Origin of the sequence: Nostoc sp. WHI (genome assembly GCF_015714725.1) — a bacterium.
In the GTDB taxonomy this organism is placed as follows: Bacteria; Cyanobacteriota; Cyanobacteriia; order Cyanobacteriales; family Nostocaceae; genus Nostoc.
In genome coordinates this window covers 20,709-45,125 of the sequence record NZ_WBKM01000363.1, presented here as the reverse complement: position 1 = coordinate 45,125, position 24,417 = coordinate 20,709, and the positions used below count along the sequence as shown (strand labels likewise).

Annotated in this window: 20 protein-coding genes; all 20 read right to left on the bottom strand. The window is 39.8% G+C overall.

What is annotated here, in order from left to right:
* Positions 1-44: 44 nt before the first annotated feature.
* Positions 45-839, bottom strand: a complete 795-nt coding sequence (locus F8S12_RS37400; RefSeq protein WP_196521376.1) for a class I SAM-dependent methyltransferase — start codon at positions 837-839, stop codon at positions 45-47.
* A 122-nt stretch (positions 840-961) separates the two neighbouring features.
* A complete protein-coding gene (locus F8S12_RS37395) occupies positions 962-2,092 on the bottom strand; it encodes a glycosyltransferase family 4 protein (protein ID WP_196521375.1) in 1,131 nt (376 codons plus the stop codon).
* 12 nt (positions 2,093-2,104) lie between these two features.
* Positions 2,105-3,325 carry a glycosyltransferase gene (locus F8S12_RS37390; RefSeq protein WP_196521374.1) on the bottom strand — a complete coding sequence of 407 codons (1,221 nt, stop codon included), beginning with the start codon at positions 3,323-3,325 and terminating at the stop codon, positions 2,105-2,107.
* A 163-nt stretch (positions 3,326-3,488) separates the two neighbouring features.
* A complete protein-coding gene (locus F8S12_RS37385) occupies positions 3,489-4,826 on the bottom strand; it encodes an O-antigen ligase family protein (RefSeq protein ID WP_196521373.1) in 1,338 nt (445 codons plus the stop codon).
* A 14-nt stretch (positions 4,827-4,840) separates the two neighbouring features.
* Entirely contained in the window at positions 4,841-5,953 is a 1,113-nt protein-coding gene (locus F8S12_RS37380) for a glycosyltransferase family 4 protein (RefSeq protein WP_196521372.1), read from the bottom strand.
* A gap of 15 nt (positions 5,954-5,968) precedes the next feature.
* Positions 5,969-7,096 carry a glycosyltransferase family 4 protein gene (locus F8S12_RS37375; RefSeq protein ID WP_196521371.1) on the bottom strand — a complete coding sequence of 376 codons (1,128 nt, stop codon included), beginning with the start codon at positions 7,094-7,096 and terminating at the stop codon, positions 5,969-5,971.
* Positions 7,097-7,172: 76 nt separating this feature from the next.
* Complete coding sequence (locus F8S12_RS37370; RefSeq protein ID WP_196521370.1) at positions 7,173-7,955, bottom strand: glycosyltransferase family A protein; 783 nt, start codon at positions 7,953-7,955, stop codon at positions 7,173-7,175.
* 55 nt (positions 7,956-8,010) lie between these two features.
* Positions 8,011-8,976, bottom strand: a complete 966-nt coding sequence (locus tag F8S12_RS37365) for a hypothetical protein (protein ID WP_196521369.1) — start codon at positions 8,974-8,976, stop codon at positions 8,011-8,013.
* Positions 8,977-8,981: 5 nt separating this feature from the next.
* Positions 8,982-9,845 (bottom strand): glycosyltransferase family 2 protein, encoded by an 864-nt coding sequence (locus F8S12_RS37360; RefSeq protein WP_230968543.1) that lies wholly within the window; start codon positions 9,843-9,845, stop codon positions 8,982-8,984.
* A 26-nt stretch (positions 9,846-9,871) separates the two neighbouring features.
* The gene (locus tag F8S12_RS37355) at positions 9,872-10,876 is read right to left on the bottom strand and encodes a hypothetical protein (protein ID WP_196521367.1); all 1,005 of its coding nucleotides are present in this window, start codon (positions 10,874-10,876) and stop codon (positions 9,872-9,874) included.
* A 30-nt stretch (positions 10,877-10,906) separates the two neighbouring features.
* On the bottom strand, positions 10,907-11,833 hold the full coding sequence (locus F8S12_RS37350; RefSeq protein WP_196521366.1) for a glycosyltransferase: 927 nt from the start codon (positions 11,831-11,833) through the stop codon (positions 10,907-10,909).
* Positions 11,834-11,856: 23 nt separating this feature from the next.
* Entirely contained in the window at positions 11,857-12,585 is a 729-nt protein-coding gene (locus tag F8S12_RS37345) for a class I SAM-dependent methyltransferase (protein ID WP_196521365.1), read from the bottom strand.
* Between the two features lie 84 nt (positions 12,586-12,669).
* Positions 12,670-14,967, bottom strand: a complete 2,298-nt coding sequence (locus F8S12_RS37340) for a glycosyltransferase (protein ID WP_196521364.1) — start codon at positions 14,965-14,967, stop codon at positions 12,670-12,672.
* A gap of 378 nt (positions 14,968-15,345) precedes the next feature.
* Positions 15,346-16,308 carry a hypothetical protein gene (locus F8S12_RS37335; protein ID WP_196521363.1) on the bottom strand — a complete coding sequence of 321 codons (963 nt, stop codon included), beginning with the start codon at positions 16,306-16,308 and terminating at the stop codon, positions 15,346-15,348.
* 23 nt (positions 16,309-16,331) lie between these two features.
* A complete protein-coding gene (locus F8S12_RS37330) occupies positions 16,332-19,355 on the bottom strand; it encodes a N,N-dimethylformamidase beta subunit family domain-containing protein (protein ID WP_196521362.1) in 3,024 nt (1,007 codons plus the stop codon).
* Between the two features lie 26 nt (positions 19,356-19,381).
* Positions 19,382-20,608, bottom strand: coding sequence for a DegT/DnrJ/EryC1/StrS family aminotransferase (locus tag F8S12_RS37325; protein WP_196521361.1), 1,227 nt, complete (start codon positions 20,606-20,608; stop codon positions 19,382-19,384).
* A complete protein-coding gene (locus F8S12_RS37320) occupies positions 20,601-21,575 on the bottom strand; it encodes an NAD-dependent epimerase/dehydratase family protein (RefSeq protein WP_196521360.1) in 975 nt (324 codons plus the stop codon). The genes F8S12_RS37325 and F8S12_RS37320 overlap by 8 nt, the downstream gene beginning before the upstream one ends.
* 1 nt (position 21,576) lies before the next feature.
* Positions 21,577-22,272: an acyltransferase gene (locus tag F8S12_RS37315; RefSeq protein ID WP_196521359.1), complete on the bottom strand. Its 696-nt coding sequence runs from the start codon at positions 22,270-22,272 to the stop codon at positions 21,577-21,579.
* Positions 22,273-22,284: 12 nt separating this feature from the next.
* Entirely contained in the window at positions 22,285-23,379 is a 1,095-nt protein-coding gene (locus F8S12_RS37310) for a DegT/DnrJ/EryC1/StrS family aminotransferase (protein ID WP_196521358.1), read from the bottom strand.
* Complete coding sequence (locus tag F8S12_RS37305; RefSeq protein ID WP_196521357.1) at positions 23,376-24,413, bottom strand: Gfo/Idh/MocA family protein; 1,038 nt, start codon at positions 24,411-24,413, stop codon at positions 23,376-23,378. Before F8S12_RS37305 ends, F8S12_RS37310 begins: the two co-directional genes overlap by 4 nt.
* Positions 24,414-24,417: the final 4 nt, after the last annotated feature.

The following is a 24,417-nucleotide window of genomic DNA, read 5'->3' as shown; positions in this document are numbered from 1 at the left end:
TTAATGCCTTAGTTAATGGATAACCATTTTTTAATCTCTAAAACTCAATTCAACGGTTTTTTTATTCTCACGAAAAGAAGAAGAAAACTTTCCCAGATTTTGCTACGAAAACCTGTGACTGGTATGCGTAACTGATCTAGCTGTATATTTTTAGGTAAATGATTCTTCAAATCCCATAATGATACCCAATGTATTGCATCAGAATCTCGAAACCAAGGACAATGAAATAATGCCGGGTCGAAGTGAAGCAAGAAATCAGGACTTCCCCCAGTTAGCACCAATAACCTACGCCACTGTAACCAAATACTAATTCTCAAACGTTGAAAGAACGATAAATGTTTAGCTGACGGACTCAAATAAAAAGGAAAATCATAACGAGGGGATACAATAAATAAACTACCGCCAGGATTTAATAAGCCCAATAGGTGATTAATAACAGTTTTTGGATTGCTAATATGTTCCCATACAAAAGTAGAAAAAATTATGTCGTATTTATTTTGTATCTCACATATATCACCAATATAAATGTTATCTGATTTGCTTAATAAATAATCTTTATTGCTTGCAGTTACATCTTGACTATCGAAAATTACAAGTTTCCTTAACTCCTGTAGATAATCAGCAAATCCTGTACATCCTGCACCAATTTCAAGGATACGACATGAGCCAGTTCTCTCTAGAATTTCTTGTGCATTAGCTTTAATTGGTTGCCAAAATTCTGGTTTTGAGTTGGCCTCATGAAACGGCGTATATTCTTGTGTCTTTGAATAAAAGCTATCTAGTTGGTGTCTCAAGTCAATGACTTTTGTATTATCTTCGTTACCAAAATTTTTAATCATTATTTAACTCTTGATTTTGATTATTATATTTACATTTTTATCAAACGAAATTGCAAGTTACTAAAATAGCTTTTTTGGTCTACAAACCCAGATATTTTTTTACTCCTAAATCAGCTTGATTATTAATTATTATTTTTGAGTAACTTTTCAAAATCAAAAAGATATAATCTACCGATTTTGTCGTAACTAAATTCTGAGGCTTTTTGGCTAGCGTTAATACTAATTTTATGAGTTTTTTCAGGATTAAGAAGAACTGATTTGAGTTTAAGTGCTAAATTGCCTGCTGCATCAAAACTACGATGATCGAAAAAGTACCCCGTTACATCTTCTTCAATCAAATCCTTGAAACACTCTAGATTAGACACTACAGGAATTAAACCAGTACTCATTGCCTCTAAAGGAGCTACTGGAAAAGCTTCGCCTTGCTCAGCCAACGAAGGATAGCAAAATATATCAGCTTCACGATAAGCTTCAGCTAGCTTACTAATATCAAAAATTGGTGGTACAAATTCAATATTTAATCCTTCTGCTTTTGATTGGAGAATACGCAGATATTGTTTGCCACCGCCACCTTGATTTTCTTTATAAGGCCCAATAATTTTAAGTTTTATATTAGAAAATTGCTGGGATAAGATTGAAAATGCGTTTAATAATAAATCAATTCCTTTTTCAGGATGCAGTCTACCAACGTATAAAATAACTCGCTCTTTTTTGTCTGGAATGGAGTGAGTTGACGGATGGAATATCGTAGTGTCAATAGGATTGGGAATAACTTTGGTTCGAGGAGCTGCGGTAGGATATTGTTGTACGATCGCCTCTTTAATTGCTGTTGATGCAGCAGCAATGTGGTCAGCCTTTGCATACAAGCGATATTGTCCTTTAGGAAATCGATTAGCGTTAATTACAATTTTTCCTACTCTAGGGCGTAAGGCTGCAAACACAGGTAACCAAAAATCATTTATTATCAAAATATCGGCAGCAGGCAAAGTTGGCAATGTCATCAAAGCATAAGCTAGGTCTTTTAGGAGATCCCACCAAATATTAGTACTTTGGGGAAAACCACCTCGTCTAATATAGTTTACACCATTAATTACCTCTTGGTCTGGTTGTCCAGGATAAGAACGACATAAAATGCTGACTTGATGACCTTTAGTGGCGAATTCCTCTGCTAAACCTTGCCATAGCCGAGGTACAGAACCTCCTTGAATTGCTGGAACAGGCAGCCAAGGACCTGTAAAAATAGAAATAATCACTAATTTGTCTCCTTAAGAGTCATAAAGTTGCAGGCAATCAGGCAATTCACCACCACCAAGAATCCAGTCATAAACACTTGCCATATCCTTGGCGATCGAATTCCAAGAATATTTATTTTCTACTAAATTTCGTCCTTTTAAACCCATTTCTCGCCGCTTATTGTCAGGCAATTGCATAGCATCTAATAAAATATCCATTAGCGCCTGCTGATTATCTTCAATCCACCAACCACAACCATAGGTTTCTAAATCTTGCCAAGGAGTACACTTAGTAGTGATAACAGGTAGACTATAAGCAAGAGACTCCGCTATTGCAATTCCAAAATTTTCTGAATGGGTTGGCAAGACAAATAAATCAGCATTACTAAATGCAGAAGCTTTATATTGTCCTGAAAGCATACCAGTAAATGTCACGCGTTGTTTCAAATTCAACTGTTCTACTAACTGTTCTAAATTAGCTTGATAACCAATTAAGTCAGGACCAGCAATGATTAAATGCCAATCTGAAAATTGTGCTTCTATTTTTTGCCAGACATAAAGCAAATTATCTATACCTTTTTTAGGATGAAGTCTCGAAAGAAAAAGTAACCATCTTTTATCAGCAAGTTGTGGAAATAATTTTGTTAATAATTCTTTTTCAATGTTTTCATTGAATTCATTAATATCAATACCAAAAGGAATCAATGCTATTGGTTGCTTGAGACCAAGACTACGGATAGAACAAGCCTCTTGAGCAGAAGTAGCATGAAAAACAGTAGCACTATTCAAATTTTTTCGTTCGTATAGTAACCATGCCAACCGCTTTTTGACAACACTACGTTTTAAAGACCAAGATTCCAGCATTCCATGAGGAGAAATAACCAAAGGTAAGTGATTGGTTAATGCAGCTTGTCGTGCATAAAGATTCGGAAACATCCACAATCCATGATTATGAATTAGATTTACTTCTGTTGAAGCTAATTGCAAAAGAGCATTAGACGCTTGGGGATGAAATCCTCGCAGTTTTCGAGCCAAGAAGTGTGCTGGATAGCTGTGAAATGTTACAGATGTCGGTATTTTTTGTTTACCCAAATATCGATCATCAAGCGTGAATATATGAGAGGACATTCCTTGAGCAAAAAGTGTTTCCGCAAGACTGATGACTGTACATCCAACACCTCCTACATATTCATTAACACTTGCTACAACATGACAAACTTCAGGCGTTTTGATAAGATGCTTTTTTTTTGGCAATTTTAATTCACCAGTTTTATGAGGAAATATGTTTAATTATATTTAAAATATTTTAAATATCAAATATGACTAAAAAGGCTGTTTCAATATATAAATATTATTTGAATATTCAAATTGAAATTAATTATATAAATACTTGATTGCATATTTTAATACAAATATTCTAATTTTGCTGCCGTAATAAGTACTTTTTTTCTATTTTATCTACATCAAGTAAATACTGTCCAAGCGACAAATATATCATAAGTGACATCACAGGAAAAGATAGATTTCCCAATAAAAATGGTTCTCCGAAACTTCCTATTAAAAGGGATGATAAACCAGAAATAATTGTACTGGTGTGTAGAAAGTGGTGAGGTTTTCTAAAACTCAATTTATGAAGATGAAACATCATTTTTAGACATCCTAATCCCATCATTATTAGAGGTATTAATCCAACCACCCCTGTGGTATCAGCTGTAGCTAACCATGAACTTTCACCAAAAACTAAACGCTCGCCAGATAATGGCTTACCGAAACAAGGGTTACTCATGAAACCATTCCACATTCCTTGCCAAGCACCTTCTCTAGTATTGCCACCTGAGACAAATCTATCAGATAATAAAGCATAATTAGTAGTACCTGAATCTTGATTTATAAATGACAAAACAATTACTAAAATTAGCCCAATCAATAAACCAAAACGTAGTAACATACCTACTCTATTGCGATAGAAAAGTAGAATTGAGGTTATGCCCATGATCATACCAGTACGAGAACCTGTTAAAAATAAAAAGTAAGCGTGAACAAATAGAAAAGCTATCCAAAATAACTTTATCAAATCCCAGCGCCTGCGGCTTTCAATCAAGAATATCAAGCAGGGAATTATAATCGATAATAAAATTGAGGCGTGTATTGGGTTGCCAGTAGTTCCAAGAAAGCGTCCTTGATTGAATGTCATGGCATACATATTAATGGCTCCTTGATAGGAGCAAGCTACAGTAAAGATTACACCAACTATTGCAATTGACCAAACACCTAAGTGGAAATTATTTTCATTCTGCAACCACTTAGAAGGTCCTAATTTCATCGTTAGTACTACTGCTCCAAAGGAAAATGCTGCTTGGAGAGCAAATTCTGAATTACCATATATTAATATTTTAAATAAAATTACTGTCTGAACAGCTATTAAGTATTTAATAGGCTCCGGCACTAATATTCTACGCCATCCATTTTTTGTCTGTAGTGCTAGGATCAGCAGCAAACCAAGTAGAACAATGGTTAGAGGCCGGCCCATATCACGTAGCTGCTGTAATGGAAAAACTAAAGGAGGAGGCTCCTGTATCCATTCATCCTGAAATTTTCCTAATGAAGCTATATAACAGCAAACTGAGAATAACAGCCAAGCTACACGGGGAGAATGTGTAGCTTTGTTCAATACTACTATGGCGATAATAATGCCGATTAAGCCATAGGGGCTAAAGATGAGTTCAAAAACTTTACTAATATAATCTGCAGACATATTTTAAGATTCGATTACAAGTTTTCAGCAACCATATTTGTAATATTCTCCTTGACTGTTTTCATCTTGTAGGAATTGTGTAACAATTCCTGCCAACGAGCTGCCCAGATATTGGCAGCGTAAGGAGCTGCTAATTGTTGCGATCGCTTTCCCCAAGTTGGTAACTCATCATAGTGATCGTGTAAAGTCAACATTGCCTTAGCTAAAGCTTGTGGTTGTTCTTTTGGTACAGTTAAGCCATTATACCAAGGTCGAATTACCTCAACCGCAGAACCACAAACATCAGTACAAATAATAGGTAACCCAGCTGCTGCGGCTTCTACTAAAGCTAGCGGCCAAGGATCGAATCGGCTGGGCAAAATAAAAGCTCCTGCTGATTGCCATACTGCTTGCATTTCTGATGGTTGTAAAAATCCTCGATTCTCGATTCCTGGTTTTCCCTGAAGATGTGATTCCAATGTTCCTTGTCCACAACATACCAAAGTCCAAGGATTAGATGCTTGAGAACGATAAATTTGGTAAGCTTCTACCAGGACATCAATTGCCTTAACAGCCACGTAGCGACCGACAAATAAAAATGAACGCGGCCATTCAGACTGGAGGCGCTGTTCCCACAATGGAGACCAACTATCATAATCAATACCATAAACTCCATGTGCTATGTTTGCTGGTTCAATTCCTAAACGTGAAGCATATTGCCAACTACGTTCTCCGGCAACAACAACACTATTTATTGATTGCAAGTAGGAGCGCAAAAACCAAGGGGCTAAATGTTGTTTCCACGTACCCCACCAAGGGGTATCCATAGTCATAACTAAGGCGGCTTCACATAATTCGGAAGCAAAGGCCAACTTACGGTAAGGTTTATGCAACCAACCGCAAAGAACAACCACATCTGGAGATTCTGCCAACACCAAACGTTTGATTAAATTTGCATCCTGTCTTTCTTGTATATCCAAGAGTCGGCAAGGAATACCTTGCATCAATTGATCGGAAAATGCTGTTTCAGTACGAGCTTGAAAGCCAATGGCAAATACATCAATGTCTGGTGTTTGATCCAAAGCTCGCCAGCAAGCTGCCATATAACCAGAGATATCAGACCAGCAAAAAACAACTTTTAGAGCCATAAGGATTTGTTGATGTTAAGCAAATTCCTGTAAAGCAATTACTACCCTGTCTACACATCGTAACCAAGTATGTTCTGCTGCATGTTTGCGGCCTCGTTGAACATATTCTTCCGCTAGACGAGGATTTGCTTCTAAGTTTATAAGTATTTCCACAATGGCATCAGTTTCTTCTGGATTAACAACAATCCCAGCATCCCCAACAACTTCAGGAAGAGAAGCTCTATTAGAAACAATTGCTGGAGTCCCTACAGCCATTGCTTCTAGCGCTGGCATACCAAAGCCTTCATAGAGAGAAAGAAATAAAAGCGATGATGCTTGGCGTAGTAATCCTGGTAGGTCTTCGTCTAGAACCATGCCCAATAAGGTGATATTAGAGTAAGTTTTAGCTGCTTCAATGTATTCAGCTTCTAATTCACCAGCTACAACAATGTTTAAATTACTTTTGCGCTCAAGGAGAGCTTTTGCAACAGCAAGAACACGATCGCCTCCTTTTTTTTGACGCAAACCACCTATGACCAAAGTGTAAGGTGCTTCCACTGGTGGCTTTAAATCTACTGAATTAATTAAGGCAATATCAAAAAAAGACTGCTCAATGCCATTGCCAACTACCACAATCTTCTGCGGATCGGCTCCTAATAATTCCACCATCCGTTGTTTAGAAAATTCCGAGACAGTAAAAACCACCCGACAGTCAGACAAAGCACGACGCACCCAACGCCCCCACTTGTAGCGAAACCATTGATGCTGCCAAGTACCTGACCAAGGCAAATTTATTTCAAATGCTTGTACATCATGAATTGTAACAGCGACGGGACATTTCGATACTGGGATGTAAGTTTCCATTGGTGCATAAAGCCAGTCTGTCTGTGCTGGCAAATATTTATCCATACGAGGATAGCCAAATAGTTTCCATGTCCGCTCAGTAGTATTTTCTAGTCCAGGAAAAGTACGGTTGGGTAGTTCACGCAGGGGACAGCGTGGGTTAAGCTTACCGTCGCTCTCTAACCACTGTTTTGAGAAAAACAGATCCAACTCAACCCCACTTTGTTTTGCAAGTCCAAGCAACATCTGATTTATATGCCGCCCTACTCCTGTACAAGGTAGGTATGTGCGAATGGGATGAATGTAAGCAACTAACTTCACAAATAAAATTGATTATTGTAGTTTTTTAGAGAAAAATTATAATGTATATCTACACCAGAAATAATTGTCTCATTATTTAATGAATCTTCAGCATCATCTCTGAAAAATCTTCAAATCCAAAATTATCAATATGCTGTGGTGTTAATGTTCTAGCACTAATTGTCCGCCAAATTAATTTTTTCAGAGAACGCCAGTTAGCAAGTGAGTGAAGCATAATACTTTCAGAATGACCAATAGTGTAAGCTGCTGCTCTAAATGGCATAGGCTGTAATGGCTTGCCTATTTGTTCACAAACTTTCTTCATTTTTAAATGCTGCCATAAATCTACAAAATACTCGTCATCTGGAGTCTCCATAGACTTGGGTAAATCTTTTTCAGTTAGCCATACAATATTTGAAGTAGCTGACCAACAATAAAAGTCGTTGCGTAGATATATCCATTTCATGCCTTCTTGATACACAAAGCCTTTTGGAAAATACCATCCATTGGAGCCATAATTATTTTTCACGAAACTGACAAGTTCTTGATGAATAAAATCGTCTGCATCCATCCGCATGACATATCCTTCACCAAAACCTTTGCAGGCAATCATACCTCGTTTAACTTTAAGTTTTATGTCAAGATATACTTCCCCAGTATTTTTGGGAATGGGAAAAGAATCAGTTACTATTTCTATTCTCGAATCTTGAGGATAATTTTCTGGTGGTTCGTTGCAGACTAAAATTATTTTGATTTCAGGACAAGTTTGTCGAAGAATGCTATTTAATGTTTGGGAACAAAGGCGAGAGACAAGAGACCAGTCTTTACTAACTTTTGGACTCTTTAATGGAACAATAAAAGTGAGAATTGGCGATTGCATAGTATAAATAAGTCGGCTTCAATAATTGTCGTTGAAATCAGGCAATATAATTAAATTATTTTTTTCTTAAAAGATGATATACACCATTAATAAAACGATTTTGTCGCAAAATCTCCAAAGGATTTCTCCATAAATAATCTAAGGTTGTGTATAAATAAGATATGCAAGATTTGAAAATAGGTTGTCTTTTGAGGTAAGATTTATCAAATAAATTTCTATAAGGTATCAAAGAATTAAGTTTATATCCTGCCCAATGCAGGAGAATAACTTGTTTTTTATGGTCTAAACTGCCATAATTCCACAGAAAGTATTTTCCACTGTTCTCGAAAATATTACCTGATTGACGTGCCCAACCGTTCTGACAGATACCTCCGATTACTTCTGCAAAATGCCCATAGCATACGGGTTTCATATCGCAGCAATAGTTAATGAAAGCTTGATCTGTATTTCGAGGGTTGAGTTGGTTACGTATTTTCAATGCGCTTTCTGCTAGTTGCTCAAATTCTTCTATTGAAAATAGCCCTTTTCGGGAAGCCCAACGACCAGAGTTAAATCCACGTCCTCGTCTTTGTTTTAATAGTTGTTGGCGAAATCTTCCTTGTTCATAAACTTGGTCGATCGCACAGTCATAATGCAAAAAGTCAAAACCAAAAGTTTCTATTGCTTCAATAAATGGTTTAATATCTGCTAACACAATTTGCCGAGCATCTAAGTACATAAAATAGTTTAGTGGCCCCCAAAAAGATGCGTAGCGTCTGAACCAATAGGGGCCAGTAGAGGTATAGCCTAGCTCAAATGCTTGACCGATCGCTTCCAGCCGCGAAAAAGATGAATCAGTATATACCTCGAATTTATAAGTATCGCTCAATTTTAGTAGGCGATCGCACTGCTCATTAAAAGGAATCAGAATCAGGCGTAAATCTGGGTTGAATGTTCTGAAGCTGTTGAGAAAAGCGATCGTCCATTCATAAACTGCATCATTCGCTGAAAAATAGACTCCAATATTTTTAGAATGAGCCATATTAATCAATATATTTTTCTATATTTACGTAAAGTAAGAATCCACTCACTAGGAACCATCTCGCGTATTTTACTAATGATGTTTTTTTCCAACCAAAAACTTTTGTACTCATTCATAAAATACAACTCTTGTTGCAAAGATTTGCCAAAGTATCTTCTACAAATAGACCAACGCTCTTTAGTAAAGCTCAATAAATCTCTAGATGCTCCTCCTGAAGCGTCAAATCTAGAAATAACTACAGGAACTTCCTGAAAGCGATAGCCAGCAACGTAAATCTTGGCGACTAAATCATGATCTGCACACCAAGCCAATAACGTATCAAAGGGATATTTAACTTGTATTTCTCTTTTAACAAAAATACTCTGATGACAACTAGGTATTTCACGCCAGATTATAGACAGGTTATATGGCTGCCGTTGATATGTATGATACCCATATTTATCATTAACAACATATTCAGTTCTGCCATAAATAACATCGACTGAATTATCAAGATATTCTGCAACGTTAACCAGTGTATCCTCTGCAAAAAATTTATCACCGCAATTCATAAAAATTATCCAATCCCCAGTAGCCGCTAAGGCTCCTTTGTTCATGGCATCATAAATTCCAGCATCTTTTTCGCTCACCCAATAGGATATATTTGCACTGTTTTTGTGTAGGAAATCTACCGTGCCATCCTGAGAACCACCATCAATAATGATATATTCTACATTTTTGTATGTCTGAGAAATAATGCTGGAAAATGTTTCACGTAGTCCCTCTAAGCGATTAAAACTTACTGTAATCACAGAAATTTTTGGATATTTTTCCCTCAAGGACTGCTCTTGAGCAGCAAAATCCTTGAATCCGTCATATTTGCTTACCATCACAACCCTTATTTTTGGTTAAAGTTTTACCAGTAGCAACCATTTTCAGTTCCATGAGATTGCACAAAATTATTAACCGTTGCTGGCTTTTCTGAGGGGAGGGGATGTACCCAATGTTCGTTAAATAATTCTTGATAATAAGGCCTTTCGTCCCATCTTGCACCACGAATTCCAAATAAAATTTGAGTACCTCCACCAAGATGGATGGACTTTTTACCAATATTCTTGACAAAAGCAGCTAATGGCAAACCATAGGCTCCTGCGCCGATAACAGCTATGTCAAAATCAATATTGGAAATGCGATCGCACATAAAATTCAGAGCATCAAACCATGTAGGAAAATCTACACTATTTCCGGCAATAGATTGAACTGCTGGTATGGTTTTTAGTTCAAATTCTGGTAAAACTTTGCTATCTGCAAATAACAAATGTCTTTTCTTATACTGTTGTTTAATACTTTCTTCAAAAGGATATATCACTAAAACTGTTTTTCCTTCTAAAGCTGCTGACCAAGGCCGTTCATGGCGATACGGTTCTAAATCTTTGAGCGATACCCTTGTTGCATTTATTGTATTAGGTAATAATTTAGCAAACTCTTCCTCTGCTTCTAACCAAGAACCAAGTACATCAATATTTTTGATATCACGAATCATCAATTCGCAAAAACGATTTAAATTAGTTTCGTCAGCTGGGAAAAAACCAGATAAATTTATAATTTTTTTCTCGACTGATTCATCCCACCAAAACCAACCAAAATCACCATTGATATATTTAATGCTTTTCAGCAAAAGGCTTGATTTATCGATGATATTCAAGTATACCAAAATAGTATCGAGTTCTGTAGAACCCAGTCTGCTAATCATACATGGTTTATCTTTCGATAAAATATCTTTTATATAATCTCCTGCATTTTGACCTTGGATATCAAAGTTTATTTTACATTTATCTAAATTTCTATTATAAATTCCAGGTCTTCTTCGAGAAATTAAATATCTACTTATATTCAAAAACGAACTAATTATCGTATTCATATAAAATTGGATGTTATTTATTAATAATAACTATATAACGGCATTTTCTTGCATTTTAATCTCTTTAAGAGCTAAATTTTTACCCTTAATTCCTGCTTGATGGAAAGAGTATGTTTTTAAGCCATATCGTAAAAATAAATATAGCGAATATATTTTTGAGCTTTTCCAAAAAGATTGAGGCATAAGAACGCCTCGAAAATATGCGAGGATAATTTGTGAATAAGCGAGTCCTTCCACTAAACGCAACAGATAGTCTTCTTTCAAACGATTAGCAGGTATTAAGTGAGTCAGCTTTAAGGATGCAAACAGCCCTGTACCTAAACCGATATCACAGGCTGTAAATGCTAAGTCTGAGTCTCCACAGGAGGTAAGCATTTTACCTTTGCGATCCATACTTGCTCGTTTAGGATTTTTATGAACTAACTCACTATACTTTTGTGCAACAACCTTGCGAACACAAAGCCCAGCCCCACATGGGGTTGTTTCATATTGCTCTGTTAAATTAGACCAGCGATCGCCCTCAAATTCTCGAATCGCCAAATTTCCTAAATAAGGTTTTGCCCACGATGGAGGTGCTACTTCAAACTCAGGTTTAATTTGTCCACCCCAAGCACCAATAAATGGAAAATCTTTACTAATCCGCCATGTGATTTCTAGGTAATCTGAATCTAAAACGTTATCATCATCGACAAATAATATTACTCCAGCTATGGCTTCTCGAATTCCTCTGAGCCTGGCCGCAGTCAGCCCCAGTTGTTCTTCTCGAATATGACGAGCCTGGGGATGCCAACTTAAATCAATTTCCGAAGCTAGAACGCGATCGCTAGCATTATCAACTAACAAAAGTTCCCAAAAATATTTGGATAATGTTTGAGATTGAAGTGCTTGTAAAACTCTCTTTAAATAATTTAGACGAGGATTGTGGGCACAGATAATTATACTGAGCGGTAGTTCCATACAAAATGACTTTGGGCTTGCTTTTAAAATGCTGAATGTTCAAATTCTAAACAACCTTTTTCTACTTTGCGTAGCCAAAGTAGATTATCAACTTGTCCACCAAACTTCCAGTTACCGCTGGCAAGAGCTTCACCAATTGTTCTAGCTACACCTTCAAAAGCAATACAATCATGGAATGCAAGAATACCTCCTCCCACAATCCAAGGAGTTGCTTTTTCATAATCACTTTTGGCTCCTTGGTAACTATGATCGCCATCAATAAAAATAAGATTTAGATGATTATCAAGAAAATCTGAAGGTATCAGTTCTTGGCTATTCTTCCTAATCATAGTGATGTGATGAGCTACTGCTTTAGTATTATTTTTAAACTCCTTGAATGTATCTCTTTCACCCTCCGGCATAGTTTGGTTTTCCCAAGTATCAACACAAAATAAGTGTCCGCCTTTTGGAGCCAAAGCAGCCGCAATATAAGAACTAGATGCTCCTAAATAAGAGCCTATTTCTAAAGCTTTTGCAGATTCTCCAAGTTCTTTAGCTAATATGTAGAGCGTATTTAGTTCGCAAGCAGTCATGTGTGTGCTTATGTTTTTCTTATTTAAGCAACTTAGTTTGCTAAGTTCCCTATTAATTGAAGAACTTTGGAACTCAGTTAATAATTGTTCTGCTCGCCAAACCAAGTGATATGATGCTCTGTAAGAAAAATCCTTCATTTGCATTTTCATTTTCTTAAATCTCCAAAAATCTGTTTTCATCAACTACTTACAACAAGTAATAAAAATTTATATTTTCTACTCTTCACTTCCCATTGCCTAATCACTATTTTCCTAGTTGATTATTTAGGTAAGTTGCTCAAAAATCGCATAACCGTTACGTAATTCCGGATTTTGACTGAATACTAAATAATTGGAATCTAAAAGGAGTTTTTGATGATTTTTGTAGTTTTCAAATGTATTTATGTCATCCAGTAAAACAAATTTGTAGTCTTCCAATTCATTATCTAATTCTTCAATACTTATGCTTAATTGAGAACCATCGATTAAAACAATGTCAAAAAGATTAACATTGTTTTCTTCTTTAATATTTCTGATAACTTTACTGGTTTCTTTCGCTAAGTCTTCTGAATAACTGGCCAAAATATCATAAAATTTAACAACAGACTCACCGATGAAACGCTTTTGCAACTTATTAAATTTAGGACTAGAAATATTGATACAAAAGGCGGTTGGCTTGCTTGGATTCTCTCTGATGCCTGTTAAAAGTGCTTCGGTAATCACTTCTCCACTAGACGCTCCAATCACTAAAGCTGTTTTGATATCTTCTTCCTTGACTATTTGGCGGATTGTATGAAAAAATTCATCAGATTTTATAGTTGAATATTCGTAAGGCAGGAAGTAACCAAATCTAGTTTCTAAACGAGATAGCGGCTTACGTAATAATGTTTTTAAATTTAAACTCAGCCACTGCTTTACCGAAGTTTTATAAGTTTTTAAGCTGATAAACTCAATCGATTTAGAACCCAAATCAGATGATTTGGCAAAACTTTTGGTTTGTTTGTTTAATGATTGAGATTTTAAATAAGCCGGATCGCTCAACAATTTAGCAAATTCAAATTGTTGACATCTTGTAAGCATCATACATATTTGATTGAGCCAGTCTTGGAAGTTTCGGCTAGGCAATCGGTGAGCGCTATACCGACATTTTAATGAGTCACTGTAGGGTAAAATATTTCCACTTATGAGAGTATTAATAACCCAACGAGTCCGATATAGTTCGGGATGGCAAAGAGAGGGAAACTTATTAGCATAGTTAACAGCATCATTTAATTTTCCTTGACAAAGGAGAGTAATAATTAAATAAGCCCACTCTAATGGATCTGGATCTATAGCTTTTAGTAGATCGAGAGTCCATTCTATTGGCTGAATAATCCAATAATGTGCCGTTGCTGCATTTCCTTTGTAGAGGTTACATAATGTCAGCCGGAATTTTGGTTGTGCTTGAGAGTCTACAAAGTTTAAGCATTTGAGATACAAAGCTTCTGCTTCATCATATTTACCCGCCCAGAGTTTTTCATCTCCTTGACGCAGTAGCACTATATCTGATGGGTTAAGAACAATATGTGAATTTTTAATTGCCGATGAACTATCTAGAATGGTCAAAGGTTCAAAAGGGCTTTTTTGAAAAATTCTTTGATTTGGCTTCAGGGTTTTCTGTAGATGAAACCATTGCAAAATTTGATCTCGTTGTTTCATTGTATGCTGGGAATGGGCTAGTTGATAACCAGCATTCGTAATTTTATCTAATTTTTCTGTGTTTTGAAACAGGTAATCCAGCTTATCTAATACGTCATTTTCATCAGCGAACACACAATTTTGCATATCAACAAAACCTGCCGCTTCAACAGTTGCATTTTTTTCTGTGATCAAACAGGATTTAGACCCAGGAATTTCAATAAATTTGCGAACAAACTCCCTTGCCATTGTGCCGCAGGTAGGTGAAAAGCAAGAAGCATTGAGCGTTCGAGCATACTGCTCACCAAAAAGCATTCTTGATGTTTCTCGGTTTTGCATATATCCTAAGTGCGGACAAATTAAAGTGGGATAATATTTAGCAACAAGTCTATTTATTTTTTGTCGCCAAGGATATAGTGATGTTTGGCTTCCAGTAATCAGCACTGGGATATTTTTAGGCTGATTATAGTCTCTAAATATGTCAGAATCTATAAAATTTGGCCAGATAAATAATTTGTCGGCAATCTCTGGAAGATATTCAGCTAAAGGAATTGATATTGTAAAGACTGTCTCTATTCCCCAATGTTCTATATCGGAAAGAAAGGCTGAATGAAATCCACAAAAAGAATCTCCGTTATAGAAAGCTAACTTTGGTATTTCTGGATAATAATGAGTATTTTTAACCCGCCGTTTATCAGATGAAGCATTACCAGTTTCAAACAATGTTAAATCTGGTTGATATTGTTCGCAAATTTCTTGATAGTCACTTTCGTCGCTAATAACAATTACTTCAAAGAATTCTGATAAGCACTTAACATGCTCTTGTTTATGTACATTGTAAAATTTGGACGATCCTTGATTATTCCATTGAAAAAAAACAAGTTTGGGTTTATTAATATTATTCATACTTTACCTTTATATAAATTTATTTTTTTAAAGAGGTTTTTAAGCAACTTTACTTTTCTTTACATAGCTCTGTTTATTTGTACCGTTTTATTTAGCCCTCTTGTGTCACTTTCCGGGAGGGCGATCGCTAGAAGCCTCATGAGGCAATCAATACAAGCTATACTATTAGAAAAAATCGCTCTTGTATTTGTTATTAGAAAATAATCGCGCGATCACAGGCTATACAAAAAAAAATTTCGGAGAGTGACACAAGAGGGTTAGAGCTTGTCACGAAACAACCTTTCTTCTTTTGAGTTAGAAATGCTTTCTCAGTAAGCTTTTTAGACGGCAAATTGTAAAAGTTGTTTCTTGACAGGCTCTTAGTATAAAGTTCTAATACTACAGAGCGAATGTAAACTTCTCAGATTCAAAGTTCCTTACTCGCCCCATTCTGCCGGTTTTCACATCCACTGTAAACAGGGAAGTGTTTTTTCTATTACTGTCAGCAGCAAGCGCATACAATTGACCAGAACCAGAGAAGGCCAAGTCTTTAAGATCGTTGGAAAGAGGGCGTCCTTCAACTATCAGTGGCGCCAGTCTCTTAATTTTTACTTTGCCAGTAATTAGGGCTTTCTCCTGCAAGTTAATTAAAATTAAAATCGGGATACCTTCTGAGCCGATTTCAGTTGCTAAAATATTCCCCTTGGCATCTTGGCACAGGTTAGCGAATCGATGGGTGACCGGTAGTGAAGGTAGATCCAAATCGTCGCGGTCAAGAACTTTACCTGTTGCGAAATCTATCGTTCTGAGACTAAAAGGCGGGATGCCCTCAGTTCCTACCAGACACAGAAGTCGATTATTGGGAAGGCTCAGCAAACTTTCAACGGTTTGATTGGATTTCTTAAAGCCTAGTACTTTTTTCGCTTTAAATACAGGGACAGCAGCATTACCGACAGTGAAAAGCAGATGGTTGAAAAAACCATTTCTGGTGCTAGACACAGTAGAAATTACAAGACTCCCATCTTTAAGCGCTACCGCCTTTGTAACTCGGTTTGAGTTAGCAAAATGGAAAGCTCTTGGTTTTTTCGGTACGGATAAGGGATTGTCAACGAACATAGATAGGCGGTTGAGCCTAGAGAGAACTTTCCCCGTTGCGAATTCGGCAGTACTCAGCTCTATTGACGGAGTTTGGTTTTCCGGGTTTTCATTGTTGGGTGTACTAAGAGGCTTGACTCCATAAAGAATTTCCTGCTTGAGTCCGGTCTTCTGAGCAAGTGCCTTATTAGACAAACCAGCAACAACAGTAGAAGTCAAGCTAGCAGCGGCCAGCTGGCCAAATTGTCGGCGTTTCAATGATGGCATTATGATACTCCTTGTGCGGTGCTTTAAAGAACAATCACATTTGCATTTGGTGTCTGGGGTTTAGCCCCCATATCTGCTAAGATGTTGACAGTTATTTGCTTGGCGCGAATATCTTCCCGAAATGGGCTAACGCCGTCACTGTCTAACCCCCATGCCCACTGAATGGTACCAGAGGCAAAAACTTTAGCCCCACTACTAGCTGTGTAGCGCACTGAGTGAGCTTTAGTAAAATCCTGATTGGCAGGAAGTGACCGTTCTCCAACTCGTTCGTCGAAGGTGGGCAATACAGTGGAGGGTATGGTTGCCGACTCGGACAATATGACGAGTCCAGAAGGAGCAGACCCATTATTAACAATAAAATCCCATTCATAACCCACTAACATAGCCAGCTGATCTCCATTCTGAAGTCCTGTGTTCGCGTAGTAAGGATCGTTAGCGTTGGTGACGGTAAAATTAAAACCACCGTAGGTATCTAGGTCGCTACCGTACATCACTCCGAACAAAGCATTTTCTGGCCGCTGGTTCTGGACGCTGCGGAATTTATTAGTTGCGGCTGATGGCCCCTGCTGCTGGGCGACTGGATCTAATGCCCAATCTGCTTTGTAACAGGTCATCACCCGGTTAGGTTTCACTTGTCCCGCAGCAGTAGTAGAACTTTCAAACCTCACTCGCCAATAACAACTATTGGCGGAGAAAATTCCCAAATTAATTCCGGCATCGCGGCCAGCTTCCACATGATCGCGGATTTCTTTAGACCAGTACTCATCGTGGCCTACAGACAAAAATACTTTGTGACCGAATAATTCTTGTGGGTTGGTGTGAACCTGCATGTTGTCGGTGTAGGTAACATCGTAAGCTTGAGATTCTAGCCAACGCACCATGTTGTATTCCCACTGCAAAGGTTTGGCTGGTTGGCTAGAATTTTGATAAGTTGCTTGGAAGAACGGCCGGTCGTAGGAAACCTTGAAAGCCCGCTGACCATCAAGGCTGTCGGAACTGTACAAGCTGTAACCCCCCGTGGAACTATAGGCTAGGACAGTAGAAACGGCACTCTGGAATAAAACATCAGCAGTACTGCTATCATCCCGGACTACAAACCACACGTGGGCTACTACGCCTGTTGCCAGGTCAGTGAGTTTCGCTACATAAAGACCACTAGTCCAGTTGCTACCTACCTGCAAAACGTAGGAAGTTGTCCAGTTACATTCAACAAGTCTGGTATCAGAGTCTAAACTACAGGCGGGTTGAGTCCCGCCTGTGAGGGTACCGCTGCTGGCAATCAGCCTTCCTCCCTTGCCACTGTAGTAGCCCAAGCGATACACATCGATGGTATACTGTCCTTGTTGTCCAAGAGAAACCTTAATATCTAGCGATCCCCCTTTATTAACACTGGTGGCCGAGGCATAACCCGCGATCTCTCCATTGCCAGGGTTGTCCAGTTTCCAGTTAGTCGTGCCTGGATTGAGATTTTCCAAATAGATAGGATTCGGGTTTGTCGGAATTGCCGTAGCAGAAAAGGAGGTAGTGCCAATACCTATTGCCGTCGCCCTGACTATCACCCCTCCAGGTGCGCTAGGAGCCTGTCCTAAAGTTACAGTTGTACTTGCTTGACCGCTAGCATTAGTTACTGCGCTGGAAACCGAGAGCGATCCCCCACCACTGATAATATCAAAGTTCACCGTCACGCCTGACTGAGGGATGTTTTGAGCGTTTACAACTCTTACAACTAAGGGGTTGGAAAGAACTGCTCCCGTTGTGGCACTTTGATTGTCTCCACTGACTTTAACTAAGGCACTGCCGACGATAAAACCAATGTCGCGATAATAGTTGGCATTCCGGAAAGAATTGGTTGGGAAAGAATTTGGATTTAAGTTAAATAGCCCATTACTGCCGTCTGCTACTGAGCTAAGATTGCCATTAACTATCGGGCTAGCCAGTTCATCATAAGTGGCTACGTAATGGCTGTTTACGTTCACAGAAACCACATAAGTCGTATTGGCTTGAATATTTATCGGTGTTTCTAAAATCTGCTCCTGCCAGCCAGAAGCCGTTTCGTTAGTAAAAACGACACTTGCTAATAGAGTTCCCGTTACCGTCCAGATTTTGCCAACATGACTTCCTGTTTCGCTAGCAGCTTTCCGGTAGCGAATGGTGGCAACTCGTCCGCCTTGAGTGCTACGGAATTTCAAGCCTAATTCATAGGAAGAGTTATCAGTAGAATTTGGAAAGCTTGGGACTTGATTTGTAAACAGAGTTTGACTTTCCCCCGAAGGACTGGCATTAGCAGAAAAGATAACGCTGCCTATGTCTTGTGTTGTGGCAGTTACAGTATTAATCACAGGACTTGTAGCGCCAGGATTTGCTCCAACGGTTAAGGTGGTACTAGCCTGACCATTAGTATCGGTGACTGCACTTAAAGGCGATACTGATCCCCCGCCACTGCTAACGGCAAAGGTCACCGTAGTCCCTGACTGGGGATTGCCAGCTGCATCTTTGACCTGAACAACCAAGGGATTGGGTAAGGCAGTTGCGGCTGCACCAGTTTGATTGTCGCCGCCGATCTTTTTAATCGTCGGTTGGGGAATAGCTACGAAGTTGATGTCACGGAAATAGTTCGTATTCCGGTAAGAACCATTGGGGAAAGATCCAGGTACGGTATTATAAACACCATTTTGACCGTCTGCGACTGAGCTAATATCTTCATTGACGATCGCACTATCCAGTTCATGATAAGTAGCAACGTAATAGCTATTTACGTTGACAGAGACCACATAAGTCGTGTTTGCTTGAACGATCAATGGTGTGTTCAGAGCCTGCTGCTGCCAGCCAGAAGCGGTTTCGTTAGTAAAAGTGGTGCTTGCTAACAGAACTCCGGTTGCTGACCATATCTTGCCAATATGAGTTCCTGTCTCGCTAGGCGCTTTCCAAAACCGAACGGCCAAAATCTCTCCCGTTGCGGTGCTGCGGAATTTCATCCCTAATTCGTAGGGAAAGCCATCACTGTAATTCCCAATGCTGGGAACTTGATTGCTGAAGATGGTAGCCATAGTTAATTTCTCATAAGGTTTAATGACTACGGAAGATAAAAAGTAACTTCCTTAACCTGACAAGCCACTTTCAAAACTTCCACCACATAGTCCTGTTCCTGTTCAGTCATCTGATGAAACAGAGGTAGCAGGACTGTGTGGTCTTGTGCCTGTTCACTCTCAGAAAGGCGATCGCACTTTCCAACTTGACACTCACAAGCTTTCGGCTCAACTCCACATGACCAAGCTTCTGTTTGATAAGCACTTTCACGGTGAACGCACATAATTCCGCGTCGCGTGGCAATGCCAGCATCTAACATTCGCTGCATTGCTTGAAGCTGGTCGTATCTCTCTGTAAGCCTTACACAAAAACTTTGCCAGTTACTCTTGGCCCAACTTGGCTCGGTGGGTAACTTTAATCCCGGCACATCTTGGAGTTTTTCCTGGTATCGCTGTGCCAAATAACGCCGACGTTCCACAATTTCTGGAAGACGTTTGAGTTGTTCTCGGCCGACTGCTGCTTGAATATCAGTCATGCGGTAGTTGTAGCCCAGCATGGGGTATGACTCAAATATCACCTGTTTTGCACCGTGGCGCACAGTATCGGGAACGCTCATCCCATGTTGCCGCCAGAGACGAAACTGCTTGTCCCATTGGGGATTATTTGTAGTCAGCATCCCACCGTCACCAGTGCTGATGACTTTCCGGGGGTGAAAAGAAAAGCAGGCGATATCCCCATGCGGCTTGCCAATTTTCTCCCACTGCCCATTCCAGAGAATTTCACTACCGATGGCACAAGCCGCATCTTCAACTACTGGCAACCCGTGGCGGTGGGCAATATCTAAGATGGCTTTGAGGTTGCAAGGCATCCCGATCTGGTGGACAATTAAAATGGCACGGGTGCGATCACTGAGCGCGTCCTCAATTAGCATCGGGTTGATGTTGTATGTCTGTGGTTCAATATCCACAAACACTGGTATTGCACCGCAGTAGCGAATACTGTTGGCGGTGGCAATATAAGAATGGCTGACGGTAATCACTTCATCCCCAGGTTGCACACCTACAGCTAATAAGGCTAGATGCAATGCTGTGGTGCAATTGGAGACAGCACAAGCATGGTTTGCTCCCACATAAGTTGCAAACTCTTGCTCAAAGGCGGCGACTTCTGGCCCTTGGGTTACCCACCCAGACATAATGGCACGGCTAGCTGCTTCCGCCTCAGCTTCACCCATCCAGGGTTTAGCGATCGGGATAGACTGGATTTTCTCAGACATTGCTTGCTTCCTTTGCCAATTTCTGTTCGCGCCACCAACTCACTAGCCGACGCAATCCTTCTTCTAAAGATACCTGCGCCTCAAAACCCAGCAATTGTTTGGCTTTACTCACATCTGCCAGTCGGCGTGCTACGGGGTTTACTTTGCGTTCTGGGCCATATTCTGGCTGTAAATCTGAACCCATCACCTTAGCTAAACTATAAGCTAGGTCGTTCAGGCTGCTTTCCACATGACTGGCAATATTAAACACGTCATCAGTGACATCGGCTTTGGCAGCTAAGATATTTGCTCTAGCAATGTCTTCGATATACACAAAGTCCATTGTCTGTTTGCCATCACCGAAAATTAATGGTGGCTGACCTGTAGCAATGCGCTCCATCCAACGAATTAATACTTCAGTATATACACCATAAATATCCATACGTGGCCCGTAGACGTTAAAGTAGCGTAGGGCTACATAGTCCAGACCATACATATCATAGAAACTGCGTAATAAACCCTCGTTAAAGACCTTTGCTGCACCGTAGAGAGTGCGGTTGTTGTACGGGTGATGGGATTCAGTTGTTGGAAACTGCTCTGCCATACCGTAGATTGAGGCTGATGAAGCCGCGACTACCTTTTTTGCCCCGGCTTTCACTGCTGCTTCTAAAACGTTGAAAGTGCCATCTGCCAAAACTTCTAATGCCAAACGTGGTTCTTCGGCACATTGTGTAATACGGATTGCTGCCTGATGAAATACTATATCAACATCTTGCATGACTTCACCCAGGAGTTTTTGATCCCGAATGTCGCCTTCTACAATTACCAAAGGACCATGTTCTTTTGCCCAAGCAAGGTTGTTCAGTTGTCCACGGGTGAAGTTATCTAGAACAATAATCTCTGAGACTCCTTCATTGACCAACAAATCGGCAATATGGGAACCAACTAAACCTGCACCACCTGTGATTAAAATTCGCTTATTTTGCATATTATTTACTCTCCAATGGTTCATATCCTTCCCGCCAGCGTAAAAACTTAGCAGGGACACCAGCGACGATCGCAAATGGTGGTACATCCTTAGTGACAACTGCACCAGCCCCAACAATGCTGCTTTGGCCAATAGTTACACCAGGTAGGATCACCGCATTCATCCCAATATCGGCTCCTGTTTCCACTTTTACTGATTTAATTTCTAAGTCTGTTTGGATGATGGGAACATCAATTGGCAATCCAGTGTGGGATGATCCCAGTACTTTTGCACCTGGGCCCCATCCCACATAATCTTCAATAATTAAATTACGGGCATCAAAGTAGCTCTGTGGGCCAATCCAAACATGATTTCCAATGATGCAAGTACCATCGAACCTTCCCTGAATATAGCTTTGTGAACCTATAAATACTTGGTTCCCAATCTCAAAGGTTTCAAGATGCTTAAAACCTACGCCATTGCCAATACGAATGTTATGTCCAAATTTACGTGCTACTGCTCGCCAAATAGCTCGCCGCATTAACCCGTCAAAGTCGCCATCACTTGTAGCAAAGCGTGCATATAATTCGATTAATGGTTTTTGTTCATATTGAGTATTTAAATATTCTGCTAGTTGAATTTCAAAATCAGGGTCTAGCTTTTCTGCTTGTAAGCCGTGGATAGCTGTGACTATCTTAATTTTACCTTGATCGGACATCGAATTTCTTGGTTATGTTAAGTTAATTACTGCTTTAGCAACCTGAGTTTGTGACTCTGTGCTTAGTTCTGCATACATTGGGAGGGATAAAACTTCGCTAGACGCTGCTTCTGAGTGCGGAAAATCACCTGGCTTGTAGCCTAAGTCTGAATAAGCTGGTTGCAGATGAACAGGAATTGGGTAATGAATGCCTGTTTGAATTTCCATCTCTTGCAGGCTTTGTTGCAGGACATCTCGCTCTGGCGAGCGCACTGCGTAGACATGGTAAACGTGACGGCTGTAGGGCATTACAGTCGGCGTACTAACACCAGAGTCTGCCAAGAGTTTGTCGTATTGTGCCGCGTGGGTTCTTCTGGCTTCTGTCCAGGCTTCGATGTAGCGTAACTTCACCCGTAAAATCGCTCCCTGGATGCCATCCATGCGATAGTTATAACCTTTGAGGATATGGTGATACCTGCGTTCTTGACCCCAGTCGCGCAGCATTCCCATAGTGCGGGCATATTCTGGATTTTTGGTGACTACCATACCTCCCTCTCCGTAAGCCCCTAAGTTTTTACCAGGGTAAAAACTAAAACACCCGAAATCGCCAATACTACCAACCCGTTGCCCTTTGTACTCAGCCCCATGAGCTTGGGCTGCATCTTCGATCACCACCAAACCATGACGACGGGCAATTTCCAAAATTGGCTCCATGTCTGCTGGTTGACCGTACAAATGTACGGGTAGGATAGCTTTGGTGCGTTCAGTTATCGCTTTTTCAATTTGGCTGACATCGATGGTGTAGGAAACAGGAGCGATATCTACGAAAACTGGTGTGGCTCCGGTGTAACAAATTGCTGCTGTGGTCGCCACAAAGGTGAAAGGTACCGTAATTACTTCGTCACCAGCACCGATGCCTGCTGCTAGTAATGCTAGATGCAGGGCACTGGTACCTGTATTGACGGCAATGCCATAATCTGCATTGCAGTAATCTGCAAACTCTTCTTCTAAAGCTTTGACTTCATTCCCTAAGACGAATTGCGTACTTTCAAGTACTTTCAAGACAGCAGTATCAATTTCGTCTTTAATACTTAAATACTGAGTTTTTAGGTCTACAAATGGAATCATGCTGCTACCCCTGCCGTATTCAGTTCAATTAATCGGCCTTGCTGTTTGAGAGACTGGGTTGCAGCTTCGAGAATTCTGACTACCCGCAGTCCTGCTTCTCCATCAGTAATCGGGCGATCGCCTTTTTCAATACAATTGATGAAGTGCAATCCTTCTGTCTTCAATGCTTCTGTCATATCCAACTTGGGTGACCACATATCCCCTGTGCGATAACCAATCATCATTTGATACACGCTTTCAGAGTTGCCATTAACTGTAATACCCTTGTCGTAAATCTTGACTTTCTCACTTGGTTCTAAGTCATCGTAAACAATCATCCGTTGACTACCACCAATCAATGTGCGACGAATTTTTACTGGCGCTAACCAATTCACATTGATGTGAGCAATGAGATTCTTTTCAAAGAATAAGGTCAAGTAGGCGATATTTTCTGGTTCTCCAGGAACGTGGCTGATGCCTGTAGCCGAGACAGCATAAGGCTGGGATGGCAATAGGTAGCTCATGATTGAGAGGTCGTGGACTGCTAAATCCCAGATGACATTAACATCATGCTGAAAAAGTCCGAGATTGACGCGGACAGAATCATAGTAGTAAATATCACCTAGTGAATTAGTGGCAATCAAATCGTGCATTTTGCGGACAGCACCTGTGTAGACAAAGGTGTGATCGACCATTAACACTAGGTTGCGTTTTTCTGCCTCTTCAATCAGCCGCATTGCTTGTTCTGAGGTAGTTGTCATGGGCTTTTCTACTAGCACATGTTTACCAGCCTGCAAAGCAGCTAAAGCTAATTCAAAGTGAGTTGAAACTGGTGTGGCGATCGCTACAGCATCAATTTTGGGATCTGTAAATATGTCTCGACAATCTTTAGTAACTTGAATTGCCGGATACCGAGCTTGCACCTTTGCCAATAGTTCTGGTTGAAAATCGCTAACGGTTCTCACCTGAACACCTGGCATCTCTACAAAGTTTCTTACTAGATTCGGACCCCAATAACCATAACCAATGACACCAATATTAATCATGTTTCCCATTGCT